General features: G+C 73.2%; 13 protein-coding genes. 7 read left to right on the plus strand and 6 right to left on the minus strand.

Features of this window, described 5'->3' with window-relative positions; genetic code table 11:
* The first annotated feature begins 91 nt into the window (after positions 1–91).
* From ACIP5O_RS05310 to ACIP5O_RS05330, 5 genes are all read left to right on the plus strand, one after another.
* Positions 92–559, plus strand: a complete 468-nt coding sequence (locus tag ACIP5O_RS05310) for a VOC family protein (RefSeq protein WP_401288815.1) — start codon at positions 92–94, stop codon at positions 557–559.
* A gap of 33 nt (positions 560–592) precedes the next feature.
* Positions 593–1471 carry a pyridoxamine 5'-phosphate oxidase family protein gene (locus ACIP5O_RS05315; protein ID WP_401288818.1) on the plus strand — a complete coding sequence of 293 codons (879 nt, stop codon included), beginning with the start codon at positions 593–595 and terminating at the stop codon, positions 1469–1471.
* A gap of 134 nt (positions 1472–1605) precedes the next feature.
* A complete protein-coding gene (locus ACIP5O_RS05320) occupies positions 1606–2172 on the plus strand; it encodes an HPP family protein (RefSeq protein WP_401288820.1) in 567 nt (188 codons plus the stop codon).
* 9 nt (positions 2173–2181) lie between these two features.
* Positions 2182–2667 (plus strand): NUDIX hydrolase, encoded by a 486-nt coding sequence (locus ACIP5O_RS05325; RefSeq protein WP_401288822.1) that lies wholly within the window; start codon positions 2182–2184, stop codon positions 2665–2667.
* 120 nt (positions 2668–2787) lie between these two features.
* Complete coding sequence (locus ACIP5O_RS05330; protein WP_401288825.1) at positions 2788–3942, plus strand: serine hydrolase domain-containing protein; 1155 nt, start codon at positions 2788–2790, stop codon at positions 3940–3942.
* Between the two features lie 3 nt (positions 3943–3945).
* Here the strand turns inward: ACIP5O_RS05330 and ACIP5O_RS05335 are convergent, their stop codons facing one another.
* Both ACIP5O_RS05335 and pepN read right to left on the minus strand, forming a co-directional pair.
* Positions 3946–4950, minus strand: a complete 1005-nt coding sequence (locus tag ACIP5O_RS05335) for a hypothetical protein (RefSeq protein ID WP_401288826.1) — start codon at positions 4948–4950, stop codon at positions 3946–3948.
* Positions 4951–5132: 182 nt separating this feature from the next.
* The gene (gene pepN / locus ACIP5O_RS05340) at positions 5133–7682 is read right to left on the minus strand and encodes an aminopeptidase N (protein ID WP_401288829.1); all 2550 of its coding nucleotides are present in this window, start codon (positions 7680–7682) and stop codon (positions 5133–5135) included.
* A gap of 146 nt (positions 7683–7828) precedes the next feature.
* Here pepN and ACIP5O_RS05345 point away from each other — a divergent pair, with 146 nt between their 5' ends.
* A complete protein-coding gene (locus ACIP5O_RS05345) occupies positions 7829–8464 on the plus strand; it encodes a DsbA family protein (RefSeq protein ID WP_401288831.1) in 636 nt (211 codons plus the stop codon).
* Between the two features lie 143 nt (positions 8465–8607).
* Here the strand turns inward: ACIP5O_RS05345 and ACIP5O_RS05350 are convergent, their stop codons facing one another.
* The 3 genes from ACIP5O_RS05350 to ACIP5O_RS05360 all read right to left on the minus strand — a co-directional run bounded on the left by ACIP5O_RS05350 (position 8608) and on the right by ACIP5O_RS05360 (position 12411).
* A complete protein-coding gene (locus tag ACIP5O_RS05350) occupies positions 8608–9252 on the minus strand; it encodes a superoxide dismutase (RefSeq protein WP_401288833.1) in 645 nt (214 codons plus the stop codon).
* A gap of 189 nt (positions 9253–9441) precedes the next feature.
* Complete coding sequence (locus ACIP5O_RS05355) at positions 9442–10854, minus strand: amino acid permease (protein ID WP_401288836.1); 1413 nt, start codon at positions 10852–10854, stop codon at positions 9442–9444.
* 171 nt (positions 10855–11025) lie between these two features.
* Positions 11026–12411, minus strand: coding sequence for an amino acid permease (locus ACIP5O_RS05360; RefSeq protein WP_401288838.1), 1386 nt, complete (start codon positions 12409–12411; stop codon positions 11026–11028).
* A gap of 262 nt (positions 12412–12673) precedes the next feature.
* Between ACIP5O_RS05360 and ACIP5O_RS05365 the strand changes: the two genes are divergently transcribed.
* Positions 12674–13267, plus strand: coding sequence for a biotin transporter BioY (locus tag ACIP5O_RS05365; RefSeq protein ID WP_401288841.1), 594 nt, complete (start codon positions 12674–12676; stop codon positions 13265–13267).
* Positions 13268–13339: 72 nt separating this feature from the next.
* Here the strand turns inward: ACIP5O_RS05365 and ACIP5O_RS05370 are convergent, their stop codons facing one another.
* On the minus strand, positions 13340–13897 hold the full coding sequence (locus ACIP5O_RS05370) for a hypothetical protein (protein ID WP_401288843.1): 558 nt from the start codon (positions 13895–13897) through the stop codon (positions 13340–13342).
* Between the last annotated feature and the right edge of the window lie 16 nt (positions 13898–13913).

Consider the following 13913-nt stretch of genomic DNA (forward strand, 5'->3'; position numbering starts at 1 on the left):
ACGTGAGCGGTTGACGTTCGCTCCGGCTAACCCTTAAAGTCGAGTTAGAGGGTTAGCCCGCACGGGGCGGCCCGTACGGGAGGGAACCGTCATGTCCGCGATCGGCACGCTCACCACCCACCACGTCGGCATCAACGTCACGGACCTGGAGCGCTCGCTCGCCTTCTACGCCGACGTGCTCGGCTTCGAGGTCATCGGGAGGAGCGCGGAGGGGGAGACGGACGAGGGGAAGGAGTACGCCTTCCTCGGCCGGGACGGCCGCCTGGTGATCGCCCTCTGGCGGCAGGCCGAGGGCGCCTACGACTCCGGCCGCCCCGGCCTCCACCACCTCGCCTTCGAGGCCGAGTCCCTCGACCACGTCCGCGCCGCCGAGGCCGCGCTCACCGCGCGCGGCGCCACCTTCGCGTACGAGGGCGTCGTCGCCCACCGGGAGGGCGCGGCCTCCGGCGGCATCTTCTTCCACGACCCCGACGGCACCCGTCTGGAGATCTCGGTCCCGAAGGGCGCCGAAACGGCCCCGGCCCCGTCGGGCTCGGCCCCCGCCTGCGGCTTCTTCTAGACGACGGACCGCCCCGCACCCCGGAGGAGCCCCATGGACGCCTATCACCCCGGATCGCTCGCCGTGCAGGAGCGCGTCGGCGTCCGCGACCTCGCCGACCACGTGGGCCGCTCCGTCGGCTCCGGCATCCGCCCGGTCGCCGCCGCCTTCCTGGAGGCCCAGCCGATGCTGGTGATCGGCGCGGCGGACGCCTGCGGGCGCGTCTGGGCGAGCCTGCTCGCCGGCGCGCCCGGCTTCGCCCGCGCCACGGGCCCGCACACCGTCTCCGTCGCCGGCGGCGTCCCCGCCCACGACCCGCTCGCCGGCGCGATCACCCCGGCCGGCACCCCCGTCGGCACCCTCGCCCTCGACCCCCGCACCCGCCGCCGCATGCGCCTCAACGGCACCGCCCGGCCCAGCGGTCGCGGCTTCACCGTCGAGGCGGATCAGGTCTTCTCCAACTGCCCCAAGTACCTCCAGAAGAGGGAGTGGTACGGCTCCGAGCCCGCGGGCTCCGGAACCGGCGCCGCCCGCGGCGAGGCGCTCACCCCCGCCCAGGCGGCCCGCGTCCGGGCGGCGGACACCTTCTTCGTGGCCACCGCCGCCCCCGACGGCGCCGACACGAGCCACCGGGGCGGCAACCCCGGCTTCGTCCGGGTCGAGGGGCCCCGGGAGCTGAGCTGGCGGGACTACCCGGGCAACGCGATGTTCCTGACCCTGGGCAACCTGGAGTCGGACGGCCGCGCCGGCCTGCTCTTCCTGGACTGGGAGACCGGCACGACCCTCCAGCTCACCGGCCACGCGCACGCCGAGTACGGCCCCGACGAACGCGTGGTCCGCTTCCGCGCCGACCGCGTGGTGGAGACGCCGGGCGCCAGCCCCCTGCGCTGGTCGCCCCCGGAGTACTCCCCGGCCAACCCGGCCACACCCTGACGACCCGACCCGACCCGACCCGACCCGACCCGACCCGACCACGGCCGCGGCCGCGGCGCCACGGGCCCCTGCGACCCCAGGGGCCCGTGGCGCCCCGGCCGGGCCCCACCGCGACCGCCGACCCCGAGGACCCCGTGCCCACTACCCCGGCCGCAGAGGCCTCCGAAGTCCCCGAAGTCCCCGAAGCCCTTCGACCTTCCGCCGCGCCCGCGGCGTCCGCGCCCCGCCCCCGGCCACCCGCCCGCCCCCGCCCCCGCGTCCTCCTCGGTGCCACCGCCGCCGCGGTCGCCGTGCTCCTCCTCCTGGTCGCGGTGGGCGCCCTCCTCCACCAGCCCCTGCTGATCCCGCCGCTCGCCGCGAGCGCCGCGCTCGTGGCGGGCGCTCCCGACCTGCCGCTCTCCCAGCCCCGCTCGGTCGTCGGCGGCCAACTCCTCTCCGCCCTCACCGGGTTCGCGGTCCTGGCCGTGGCCGGGCCGGGACCGTGGGGCGCCGCCGTCGCGGGCGGCCTCGCCCTCGGCGTGATGGCCCTCGCCCGCGCCCCGCACTCGCCCGCCGCCGCCACGGCCGTCGTCGTCGCCCTCCAGGACCCGCCCCTCTGGTCGTTTCTCGGCCTTCTCGCCCTCGCCTGCCTCCTCCTGGTCGCCGCCGGCCTCGCGGCCGCCCCCGCGACGGGGCGGACGTACCCCACGTACTGGCTCTAACCCCGGTGCATGGGAAAGGAGTTGAGGATGCCGTCCTACGCCGTGTGCGTCCGGGACGACGAGATCCTGCTCGCCCGCCGGGCGGCGGGCGACGGCGGCAAGCTGTGGACCCTGCCGGGCGGCGGCACGGACCACGGCGAGGAACCCTCCCGGACCGTGGTCCGGGAGGTCGGGGAAGAGACCGGATACGCCGCCGAACCCGTCGCCCTCCTCGGCATCGACTCCGTCCGGCGCGGCCGGCCGCGCCGCTTCGCGAGCCCCGGCGACTTCCAGGGCCTCCGGATCGTCTACGAGGCCCGGATCACCGGCGGCGAGCTGCGCCACGAGACCGGCGGCTCCACCGACCTGGCCGCCTGGCACCCGCTCTCCGCCGTCCCCGGCCTGCCCCGCGTCGAACTCGTCGGCATCGGCCTCGACCTGTGGCGGGAGCGGCCCCCGACCGGCCGCTCCCGGCTGAGCGTGCCGCGCGACCCCGCCCTCCCGCCGAACGGCTGAAAACGGCTCAACCGTCCCCGGACCGCTCAACCCTCCCCGCACCCCGCCGGGTCCTGCCCGCCGACCGCAGCACGCGCAGCACACGCCGTGCAGAGCCCGGCAGAGTCCAGGAGAGTCCGCATGCCAGCCGTACGCACCACCCGTAGCCTCCGCACCGCCGTCGCCGCCGCCCTCGTGGCGGGCCTCACCGCCACCGCCCTCGCCACCCCCGCCCTCGCGGCCCCCGAGCCCCGGCAGCGCGACCACGCGGCCACGCAGCGGGCGCTCCGGGCCCAGGTCGACGCGGGCGTGCCCGGCGTCGTCGCGCAGGCCCGCGACGGGCGGAGGAACTGGACCGGCACCGCCGGCGAGCGCGGCGGCGACGACCACTACCGGATCGGCTCCCTCACCAAGACCTTCGTCGCCACCGTCCTTCTCCAGCTCCAGGCCGAGGGCAGGATCGACCTCGACGACCCGGTCGAGAAGTGGCTGCCCGGCGTCGTCCGGGGCAACGGCCACGACGGCCGCAGGATCAGCGTCCGCCAGCTGCTCAACCACACCAGCGGCGTCCACGACGTCACGTCCGACCCCGCCTTCCAGGAGAGGGTCTTCGGCCCCGGCTTCCTGGAGCACCGCTACGACACCTGGACCCCGCGGCAGCTCGTCGACGTGGCGCTGTCCCACCCCGCCGACTTCCCGCCCGGCACGAGCTGGAGCTACTCCAACACCAATTACGTCCTCGCCGGCATGGTGATCGAGAAGGTCACCGGCCGCCCCTACGGCAGGGCCGTCGAGAACCGGATCATCAAGCCCCTGAAGCTGCGCGGCACCAGCGTCCCCGGCACCCGCCCGTCGATGCCGGAGCCCAGCAGCCCGGCCTGGTCCAAGCTGTCCCAGGACCCGGACGCGCCCGTCCACGACGTCTCCCGGCTCAACCCGTCCGTGGCCGGGGCGGCGGGCGAGATCATCTCCGACTCGAACGACCTCCAGACCTTCTACCGCGCCCTCCTCAAGGGCCGGCTGCTGCCGAGGGCGGAGATGCGGGAGCTGACCACCACCGTCCCGGTCTCCCCGGACGTGCCGCAGATCCGGTACGGGCTCGGGATCATGGAGGAGAAGCTGAGCTGCGGCAAGGAGATCTGGGGCCACAGCGGCGGCATCCACGGCTCCTCCACCGAGGGCCGGGTCACCCGCGACGGCGAGCACTCCCTCGCCCTGAACTTCAACGCCGACTGGACGGGCGACAGCGGCGCCGTCCTGGAGGCCGAGTTCTGCGGCACCTCCCCCCGGCCGTAACCCTCACCGGGGCAGGACGACGACGTACGCGGCGGGGTGCCGGTCCGGCGCGGCCATCAGGGCCGTACGGACCACGGTGGCCTGCTGGTCCCTCGCCTCGCGCAGCTTGCGCGGGGTGAGGTGGACGACCGTGATGCCGAGCCGCTCCAGGTGCTCGCGCTTGCGGGTGTACTCGGACCACAGCGCGTCGTCGTCCTGCCGGGGCGCCCGGGTGTCCAGCTCGACGGCCACCGCCTGGTCGGGCCAGTAGGCGTCCACCCCGCCCAGGTGCGGGCCGCCCGGCAGCCGCAGGTCCACGTTCCACAGCGGGTCCGGCAGCCCGAACTCCCGCACCAGCGCGTACAGCCGCTCCTCGGAGAGCGAGCGCCCCTCGGTGAGCAGGGCGTCCACCGCGTCCGCCACGTGCGGCCGGGAGAGCAGCCGGGCCCGGCTCAACTCCCGTACGACCGCGCTCGGTTCGCAGTGCCCGCCGCGCACCGCCTCGGTGAGCAGCGCGCGGACCTCCTCCGCCGCCGAGAGGCCCGACACCGCGTCGGCGACGGCGCGGGCGACCGGGGCGACGGGGACGCCCGTGAGCTGGACGGGCTCCGGCGCCTCCGGGGCGCGCACCACCCGCACCCACCCGGTCGAGCGCAGCCGCCGGGTGCGCGGCACCAGGACGTCGATCCGCTCCAGGGCGGTGAGCGGGGGAGCGGAGGCGAAGCGGTGCAGGGTCAGGGCGGCGAGCCCGGTGATCATCGCCTCCGGCCCCTGCCGCGGCAGCGTCCCGGGCCGGCGGGCGTAGAGCAGCGCGGCGTGCAGCCGGTCCTCGCTGGTGGGCGGCCCCGGCCGGAGCAGGAAGACCCCGGGCAGCACCTGCTGCCACCCGCCGGGCCGGCACTGCGCGGCGACCTCGGCGGCGGGAAAGCCCTGCGCCCTCAACTGATCGGCACTGGCGAGACGCTGGGCACTCCCGGTGCGGGAGGAGAGGGGGAGGGGGCGGGGGGTGAGGGGGGCGTTGTGGTTCATGCCGGGGGTCTTCCGCTTCCGAAGGCTCCCCTAACCCCTGTTACACGTTCGTCGACAATTGGGGACAAGCTCGCCCTAAAGTACGCGCGTTCGAATGCCGATGAGGCACGGCCCCGTCCCGCGCACACGGCGACGGGGGCCGCGGACCGAAGCCCGCGGCCCCCGTCGCGTCCAGTCGGGCGTCACTCCGCCGCGCGGTCGCACTCCTGGGCGCGCAGGGCCCGCGCCAGGTCGTCGCGGGACTCCAGGACCAGGCGCCGCAGGGCCGGTGCGGAGGACGCGTGGGAGGCCAGCCAGGCGTCCGTGGCGGCCAGGGTCGCCGGGTCGTCCTGGAGCCCCGGGAACAGGCCCCGGACCACGTCCATGCCGATCTGGATCGACCGCTCGGCCCACAGGCGCTCGATCGCCGCGAAGTACTTCTCCGCGTACGGGGCGATCAGCTCGCGCTGCGAGGGCTGGACGAAGCCCGAGATCGTCGCCTCGACGAGCGCGTTCGACAGGGTGTCCGACTCGACGACCTGCGCCCAGGCCTGCGCCTTGACCGCCGCCGAGGGGCGCGAGGCCAGCAGCCGCACCTGGTGGCGCTTGCCCGTCGCCGTGTCGTCCCGGGCCAGCTCCTCGCCGATCCGGGCCTCGTCCGCGCGCCCGTGCGCGGCGAGCGGCGAGAGGAGCGCCCAGCGCAGCTCCTGGTCGACGTCCAGGCCGTCGATCCGCGCCGTACCGTCGAGCAGCCCCTCCAGGAGCTGGAAGTCGGCGTCGGTGGAGGCCGTCGCGGCGAAGAACCGCGCCCAGGTCAGCTGGTGCTCGCTGCCCGGCTCCGCCGCCCGCAGCTCGCGCAGCCCGCCCTCGGCGAGCAGCCGGCCGCCCTCCTCGCGCCACTCCGGGTCCGCGTAGAGGGTGACGGCCGACTTCGTCCAGGCGTGCACCATCTGGAGGACGCCGATCTCGGTCTCGCGGCCCGCGAAGGCGAGCACGACGGCGACGAAGTCCCGGGCCGGCACCAGCCCGTCGCGGGTCAGGTTCCACAGCGCCGACCAGCACAGCGCGCGGGCCAGCGGATCGGTGACGTCCCCGAGGTGCTCCCGCAGGGTGACCAGCGAGCCCTCGTCGAAGCGCATCTTGCAGTAGGTGAGGTCGTCGTCGTTGACGAGCACCAGGTCCGGCCGCTCCTCGCCCGCCAGGTCGGCCACGACCGTGCGGGCGCCGGTGACGTCCGCCTCGGCCCGCGCGTACCGGGTGAGCGCGCCGTCCGCCCCCAGCCGGTACAGGCCCACGGCCGTCCGGTGCGGACGGAGCTCGTCGCCCTCCTGGAGGACGGCGAGCTCGGTGATCCGGCCCTCGGCGTCGTAGGTGACGTCCGGCGCCAGCACGTTCACGCCGGAGGTCTGCAGCCAGGACTTCGCCCACGCCTTCATGTCGCGCCCGGAGGTCTCCTCCAGGATCGCGAGCAGGTCGCCCAGGCGCGTGTTCCCGTACGCGTGGCGCTTGAAGTAGCGGCGCGCGCCCTCCAGGAACGCCTCCCGCCCCGCATAGGCCACGAGCTGCTTCAGGACCGAGGCGCCCTTGGCGTACGTGATGCCGTCGAAGTTCAGCTTGGCGTCCTCCAGGTCACGGATGTCGGCCGTGATCGGGTGGGTGGACGGGAGCTGGTCGGCGCGGTACGCCCAGGACTTGCGGTTGTTGGCGAAGGTCACCCAGCTGTTCGTGAAGCGGGTCGCCTCGGCGTTCACGAAGGAGCCCATGAAGTCCGCGAAGGACTCCTTCAGCCACAGGTCGTCCCACCACACCATGGTGACCAGGTCACCGAACCACATGTGCGCCATCTCGTGCAGGATGACGTTGGCCCGCGCCTCGTACGAGGCCTGCGTGACCTTGCCCCGGAAGACGTACTCCTCGCGGAAGGTCACCATCCCCGGGTTCTCCATCGCGCCGAGGTTGTACTCGGGGACGAAGGCCTGGTCGTACTTCCCGAAGGGGTAGGGGAAGTCGAAGTTGTCGTGGAAGAAGTCGAAGCCCTGCTTGGTGACCAGGAAGACGTCGTCCGCGTCGAAGTGCTTCGCGAGGCCCTTGCGGCACATCGCCCCGAGCGGGATCTCCAGGTCCCCGCGCCGATAGGTGTCCGTCACGTAGTGGTACGGGCCGGCGACCACGCAGGTGATGTACGTGGAGATCGGCGCCGTCCCGGCGAACCGCCACACGCCTTCGGCGTCCCGCTCCCCGGCGCCGTTCGACCAGACCGTCCACTCCTCCGGCGCGGTCACCGAGAAGCGGTACGGCGCCTTGAGGTCGGGCTGCTCGAAGTTGGCGTACACCCGGCGGGCGTCGGCCGGCTCGTACTGCGTGTAGAGGTAGACCTCGCCGTCCTCCGGGTCGACGAAGCGGTGCATGCCCTCGCCGGTCCGGCTGTAGGCGCACTGCGCGTCCACGACCAGCGTGTTCTCGTCCTCCAGGCCGTCCAGCGCGATCCGCGCGCCGTCGAAGACCTCCGCCGGGTCGAGCGGGCGCCCGTTCAGGGTCACCGCGTTCACGGAGGGGGCGACCAGGTCCGCGAAGGTGCTCGTGCCCGACCCCGTACGGCGGAAGCGGATCGTCGTCACCGAGCGGAAGGTGCGCACCGCCTCGTCGGACTCCCCGACCGCCGAACGCAGGTCGAGGTCGACCTCGTACCCGTCGACGGACAGCAGCGCGGCCCGCTCGTGGGCCTCGTCGCGGGACAGATTCTCACCGGGCACGGTCACTCCTTCGTGGCGCGTTCGAAACAGCACCGATCCTCCCATGTGCCCCTGTCACCCGGTACACGGGAATGCCCGTCCGGGTCCGTGGCGTTCTCCCCTTCCGACGCACCGCCTTCCTTCCCGCGGCCGTACCGAGGAGTGACATGTCCGAGAGCAGGACCACCGCAGACTTCTACTTCGACCCGCTGTGCCCCTGGGCCTGGATGACCTCCCGCTGGATCCTGGAGGTGGAGAAGGTGCGCCCGGTCGACGTGCGCTGGAAGGTCATGAGCCTGGCCGTGCTCAACGAGAACCGGCTCGACGAGCTCCCGGAGGAGTACCGGGAGATGCTGGAGACCAAGGCCTGGGGCCCGGTCCGCGTGGTGATCGCCGCCCGTGAGCTGCACGGCGACGAGGTCGTCGGCAAGCTCTACACCGCGCTCGGCACCCGTTTCCACAACAACGGCGAGGGCCCGACCCGCGAGGCGATCGCCGGCGCCCTGAAGGACGTCGGCCTGCCCGAGGACCTGGTGGAGTACGCCGACAAGGACACGTACGACACCGAGCTGCGCGCCTCCCACAAGGAGGGCATCGACAAGGTCGGCCAGGACGTCGGCACCCCGGTCGTCGCGGTGCCGGGCCCGGACGGCGAGGAGGTCGCCTTCTTCGGCCCCGTGGTCACCCCGACCCCGCGCGGCGAGGCGGCGGCCCGGCTGTGGGACGGCACGCTGCTCGTGGCGTCGACGCCGGGCTTCTACGAGATCAAGCGCACCCGGACGGCGGCGCCGAGCTTCGAGTAGTCACCGCCGCGGACACGTCTCCGCAGGCACAGAAGAACCCCCGCGATTCACGTCATCGCGGGGGTTCTTCCTCATTCCGCCCGCAAGTGAAGGTTGAGAAGACGATCACGAGCAGGACGACGGGGGACCGGCGGCGGCCCGGCTCAGAAGGAGATCAGCGGCACCGAGGCCTTGGCGGCGTGGTAGCGCTTGTTCACGTCCTGCCAGTTGACGACCTGCCACATGGCCTCGATGAAGTCGACCTTCTGGTTCTTGTACTGCAGGTAGAAGGCGTGCTCCCAGGCGTCGAAGACCAGGATCGGGACCGAGCCCTGGCCGACGTTGCCCTGGTGGTCGTAGACCTGCTCGACGATCAGGTGGCCGCTGATCGGCTCGTACGCGAGGACGCCCCAGCCGGAGCCCTGGGTGGTCGCGGAGGCCTTGGTGAGCTGGGCCTTGAACTTCGCGAAGGAGCCGAAGGACTCGGTGATCGCGTCCGCGAGGTCACCGACGCCGTCGGCGGCCAGCGGCTCGCCGCCGCCCCCGTCCTTCGGGCTGTTCATGTTGTTCCAGTAGATGGAGTGGAGGATGTGGCCGGAGAGGTGGAACGCGAGGTTCTTCTCCAGCCCGTTGACCGAACCCCACTGGTCCTTGTCGCGGGCTTCCTCCAGCTGCTCCAGGGTGTCGTTCGCGCCCTTGACGTAGGCCGCGTGGTGCTTGTCGTGGTGCAGCTCGATGATCTGCGGATTGATCACCGGCTCCAGCGCCGCGTAGTCGTACGGCAGCTCGGGAAGTGTGTAGATCGGCATGTGCCCGGCCCTTCGACTGCTCCTGCTTATTGCAACCTGTATGCAGGTGCAGGCTAACAGTAGGTGCGCACCGGAGTTGATCAGCCCTTCGTCCTAGGTCCCGTGTCCCGGCCCGTTCTTTCCTCCGGGCACGGGGAGACCCCCGGACCGGGTGCGGTCCGGGGGTCTCCCCGTCGGTGCGGGGCGGGGTCAGGAGGCGCGGTTGCGTGCCGCCTTCTGGCGTACGAGGCCGACGGCGGCGAGCAGCAGGGTCAGGCCGCCCGTCGAGTACAGCTGCACCCGGGTGCCCTCCTCGCGGGCCATCAGGACGAAGACCGCCGCCATGCCGGCCAGCGCCACCCACGTCAGGTACGGGAAGGCCCACATCCGCACGACGAGCTTCTCGGGCGCCTCGCGCTCGGTGCGGCGGCGCAGCACCAGCTGGGAGGCGGCGATGAAGAACCAGACGACCAGGATGACCGCGCCGATGGTGTTGAGCAGCCAGACGAAGACGTCGTCCGGGCGCCAGTAGCTCAGCAGCACGCAGCCGAAGCCGAAGACGGAGGAGACGAGCACGGCCGGACGGGGGACGCCGCCGAAGGTGCGGCCGAGCGCCTTCGGGCCCTGGCCGCGCGCGACGAGCGAGCCGGCCATGCGGGAGGCGCCGTAGATGTTGGCGTTCATCGCTGAGAGCAGGGCGACAAGCACGACCACGTTCATGATCTGGCCGGCGGCCGGGATGCCCAGGTGGTCGAGGGCGGCGACGTACGGGCCCTTCTCGACGACCGTCGCGTCGTCCCACGGCACCAGGGTGACGATGACCGCCATGGAGCCGATGTAGAAGAGCGCGATCCGCCACATCGCCGTGCGGACCGCCTTGGCGACGCCCCGCACCGGGTGCTCCGACTCGGCCGCCGCGATGGTGACCGTCTCCAGGCCGCCGTACGCGAAGACCGAGGCGAGCAGGCCCACGATCAGGCCCTCTGAGCCGTGCGGGAAGAACCCGCCGTCGCCGGTGAGGTTGGCGGTGCCGGGGGCGTCCGTGCCGGGCAGCAGACCGGTGATCGCCAGGACGCCGATGCCCAGGAAGAGGACGATCGCGCCGACCTTGAGGGCGGCGAACCAGAACTCGAACTCGCCGAAGTTCTTCACGGCCGCCAGGTTGGTGACGCAGAAGACCACCATGAAGAGCGCGACCCAGGCCCACTCGGGGCTGCCGGGGAACCAGCCGGTCATGATCTTCGCCGCGCCGATGCCCTCCAGGCCGACGGCGACGCAGAGCAGGAACCAGAAGGCCCAGCCCGAGGTGAAGCCCGCCCAGGAGCCGAAGGCGCGCTCGGCGTGGACGGAGAAGGAGCCCGAGGCCGGGTTCGCGGCCGACATCTCGCCGAGCATCCGCATCACCAGCATCACGAGGATGCCGGAGAGGGCGTAGGCGATGACGATGGAGGGGCCGGCGGCGGCGATGCCGGCGCCGGAGCCGACGAAGAGGCCGGCGCCGATGACGCCGCCGAGGGCGATCATCGAGAGGTGGCGCTGCTTGAGGCCGTGGGAGAGCCCCTCGGCGGGGGTCGCGCCGTCGTCCTCGCGGTCGACGGGCGCGGGCGCGGTGGTCCGGGACATGGGCCGCCCTGTTCACTGGCTGAGACGGGGGAACGGGCCTCAGTCTGGGCGGCCACACCGTTCAGAGGGAACAGATGTCCGCTATACGGTCACGGTCTTCACACAAGGTGAAGGTCTGATTCCACTTCGTGCGCCGCCCTCCGGCCCCTCCCCACCCGGTCCGTACGCGCCTCAGCCCCGTCCCGCCCGCAGCTCCCGCACCCACGCCACGAGCAGCACCGCCCCGGTCGCCCCCGCCGACCACAGCACCTGCGGCCGCGCCCCCTCGTCGCACAGCATCAGGACGAGCACCGCGCCCATCGCCGCGAGCGCCACCCACGTCAGCCAGGGGAAGCCCCACATGCGCAGGGTCAGCGTCTCGGGCGCCTCCCGCTCGATCCGGCGCCGCAGCCGCAGCTCCGAGACCGCGATCAGGCCCCACACGAAGAGCAGGACCGCGCCGACCGCGTTGAGCATGTAGAGGAAGACGGAATCCGGCCACTTCAGATTGAGCAGCACGGAGACGAAGCCGAAGGCCACCGAGGCGAGCACCGCCCGGCGCGGCACCCCTCCGCCCGAGACCTTCAGGAGCCCCTTCGGCGCCTCCCCGCGCTCAGCGAGCGAGAACACCATCCGGGAGGAGCCGTACAGGTTGGCGTTGAGCGCCGAGAGCAGCGCCACGAAGACCACCACGTTCATGATCTGACCCGCCGCCGGCACCCCGATCGCGTCCAGGACCGCCACGTACGGCGACTCGCCCGGCTCCATCGACGTCCACGGCAGCAGGGTCACGATCACCAGCATCGAGCCCACGTAGAAGAGCAGGATCCGCCACACGGCGCTGCGCACCGCCCGCGCCACGTTCCGCGCCGGGTCGTCCGACTCGGCCGCCGCGATCGTGACGACCTCCAGGCCGCCGAAGGCGAAGACGACGGCGAGGACCCCCGACACCACCCCCGACCAGCCGTTGGGCAGGAAGCCGCCCTGCCCGGTGAGGTTCGCGAGCCCCACCGGGTCGGTGTCCGGGAGCCACCCGGCGATCGCGAGGACGCCCAGGACCAGGAAGAGGACGATCGCGCCGACCTTGAGGGCGGCGAACCAGAACTCGAACTCGCCGAAGTTCTTCACCGCCGCGAGGTTGGCGGCGGTGAAGACGACCATGAAGACCAGGACCCAGCCCCACTGCGGGACCCCCGGCACCCAGCCGTGCGCGATCCGGGCCGCGCCCGTCGCCTCCACGGCGAGGACCACGACGAGCAGGAACCAGTACAGCCAGCCCACCGAGAAGCCCGCCCACCGGCCGAGCGCCCGCTCCGCGTGCACCGAGAAGGCGCCCGACGCGGGCATCGCCGCCGACATCTCGCCCAGCATCCGCATCACCAGCATCGCGAGCGCGCCCGCGATCAGGTACGAGAGCACGATGGCCGGCCCGGCGACGGCGATGCCCGCCCCCGAGCCCACGAAGAGGCCCGCGCCGATCACCCCGCCGAGCCCCAGCATCGTCAGGTGACGCTGCTTCAGGCCGTGGGAGAGGGGCTCCGGTTCGGTGAGCGGAGGGGGCGGCGGGGTGTCGCGCATGGTGGGGGGCTCGTGCTCTCGGGAGGCGGTGCTTTATGGAGACCCCACAGTCTCTCCGGTGCCCTCCCCTTGACGCAAAAGGGGCGTCTCCCGGCGAGTTGCCAGTGACAAGGGTCACGTGGCGCGCGGCGGGAAAACCGTCCTTTGTCGAAACCCCATGAAGGGGTCGCCCCCCGCTTTGTCGGCCGCTGACGGTGATCGCACGTTCACTCCTGGCATAGCGTCAACGTGTCCGTCCACCCTCACCCCCGCGGAGTACCCGATGAGCATCGCCGCCGCCCCCGTCCGCTCCCTCCGGCCGGGCACCGTCCTCGCCGACCTGATCCCGGCGAGCCGCGTCCGTGACGTCGCCCTCGTCGTCGGCGGCGCCGCCCTTACCGGCCTCGCCGCGCAGATCTCCGTCCCGGTCCCCGGCTCCCCGGTCCCGGTCTCCGGCCAGACCTTCGCCGCCCTGCTCGTCGGCACCGCCCTCGGCGCCCGCCGCGGCTTCCTCGCCCTCGCGCTGTACGCGGTGGCCGGCGCGGCGGGCGTGCCCTGGTTCGCCCAGGCCACCTCCGGCTACGGCATGCCGTCCTTCGGGTACGTCCTCGGCATGCTCCTGGCCGCCACCGTCGTCGGCGCCCTCGCCCGCCGCGGCGCCGACCGCTCGGTGCTCCGCACGGCCGGCGCGATGGCCCTCGGCTCCGCGGTCGTCTACGCCGTCGGCGTGCCCTACCTGGCCCTCGCCACCGGCATGACCTTCGGCCAGGCCGTCGCCGCCGGCCTCACCCCGTTCCTCATCGGCGACGCCCTCAAGGCCGCCCTCGCCATGGGCGCCCTCCCGGCCGCCTGGAAGCTCGCCGGCCGCAAGGGCTGAGCCCCGCACGGCACGCGAGAGGGCCCCGGCGCGCTCCGCCGGGGCCCTTTCACGTACGCGCGCGTGCACGCCTCACACGTAGTCGAAGTACCGGTCCGTCCACCGCAGGGGCACGGCCTCCTCGTCCTCTTCCTCGTCCTCCTCGGAGGAGGCGAAGAACGGCGAGTCCTCGCCGAGGGTCTCCGCGAACGCGGCCCACGCCCTGTCCCCGTAGAGGTCCACGACCCCGTCGTACTCCTCCTGGAGCAGTTCGACGGGCACGTGGACGCAGTCCAGCGCGGCGCAGACCCCGTCGAGCCGGTCGAGGGCCTCCGCGCCCGGCGTCTCCCGGCGGGCCGGCGCGGGGCCGGCGAGGGTCCAGGCGGCGACGAAGGGCCCGTAGTTGCTCATCAGCACCTCGAGCGGCCCTTCCGTCCCCGCGTCCTCCGCCGGGACCACGACCGCGCCGTAGGAGGAGACGTCCTGTCCGTACCCGGGCCGGGCGGCGGGGCCGAAGCGCTCGCGCGCGGCGTCGAGGAGCCGCCCGAAGCGCTCCTCGGCGGCCGCCCGGTCGTGGTCGGCGGGGGCGTCCCCGTGGAAGGAGGCGTCGTGCCGGCGCAGAAGCGCTCTGATCCGGTCGTACGGCAGCATGCCGCCACCCTTCCGG

It is taken from the genome of Streptomyces sp. NPDC088915, from assembly GCF_044749825.1.
Taxonomy (GTDB): Bacteria; Actinomycetota; Actinomycetes; order Streptomycetales; family Streptomycetaceae; genus Streptomyces.

Excerpts from the sequence above, each read along its gene's own strand:
- ACIP5O_RS05345 (WP_401288831.1), top strand. The coding sequence starts at position 7,829 with ATGTCCGAGAGCAGGACCACCGCAGACTTCTACTTCGACCCGCTGTGC.
- ACIP5O_RS05370 (WP_401288843.1), bottom strand. The coding sequence starts at position 13,897 with ATGCTGCCGTACGACCGGATCAGAGCGCTTCTGCGCCGGCACGACGCC.
- ACIP5O_RS05330 (WP_401288825.1), top strand. The coding sequence starts at position 2,788 with ATGCCAGCCGTACGCACCACCCGTAGCCTCCGCACCGCCGTCGCCGCC.
- ACIP5O_RS05310 (WP_401288815.1), top strand. The coding sequence starts at position 92 with ATGTCCGCGATCGGCACGCTCACCACCCACCACGTCGGCATCAACGTC.
- ACIP5O_RS05360 (WP_401288838.1), bottom strand. The coding sequence starts at position 12,411 with ATGCGCGACACCCCGCCGCCCCCTCCGCTCACCGAACCGGAGCCCCTC.
- ACIP5O_RS05355 (WP_401288836.1), bottom strand. The coding sequence starts at position 10,854 with ATGTCCCGGACCACCGCGCCCGCGCCCGTCGACCGCGAGGACGACGGC.
- ACIP5O_RS05335 (WP_401288826.1), bottom strand. The coding sequence starts at position 4,950 with ATGAACCACAACGCCCCCCTCACCCCCCGCCCCCTCCCCCTCTCCTCC.
- ACIP5O_RS05365 (WP_401288841.1), top strand. The coding sequence starts at position 12,674 with ATGAGCATCGCCGCCGCCCCCGTCCGCTCCCTCCGGCCGGGCACCGTC.
- ACIP5O_RS05325 (WP_401288822.1), top strand. The coding sequence starts at position 2,182 with ATGGGAAAGGAGTTGAGGATGCCGTCCTACGCCGTGTGCGTCCGGGAC.
- ACIP5O_RS05315 (WP_401288818.1), top strand. The coding sequence starts at position 593 with ATGGACGCCTATCACCCCGGATCGCTCGCCGTGCAGGAGCGCGTCGGC.
- ACIP5O_RS05350 (WP_401288833.1), bottom strand. The coding sequence starts at position 9,252 with ATGCCGATCTACACACTTCCCGAGCTGCCGTACGACTACGCGGCGCTG.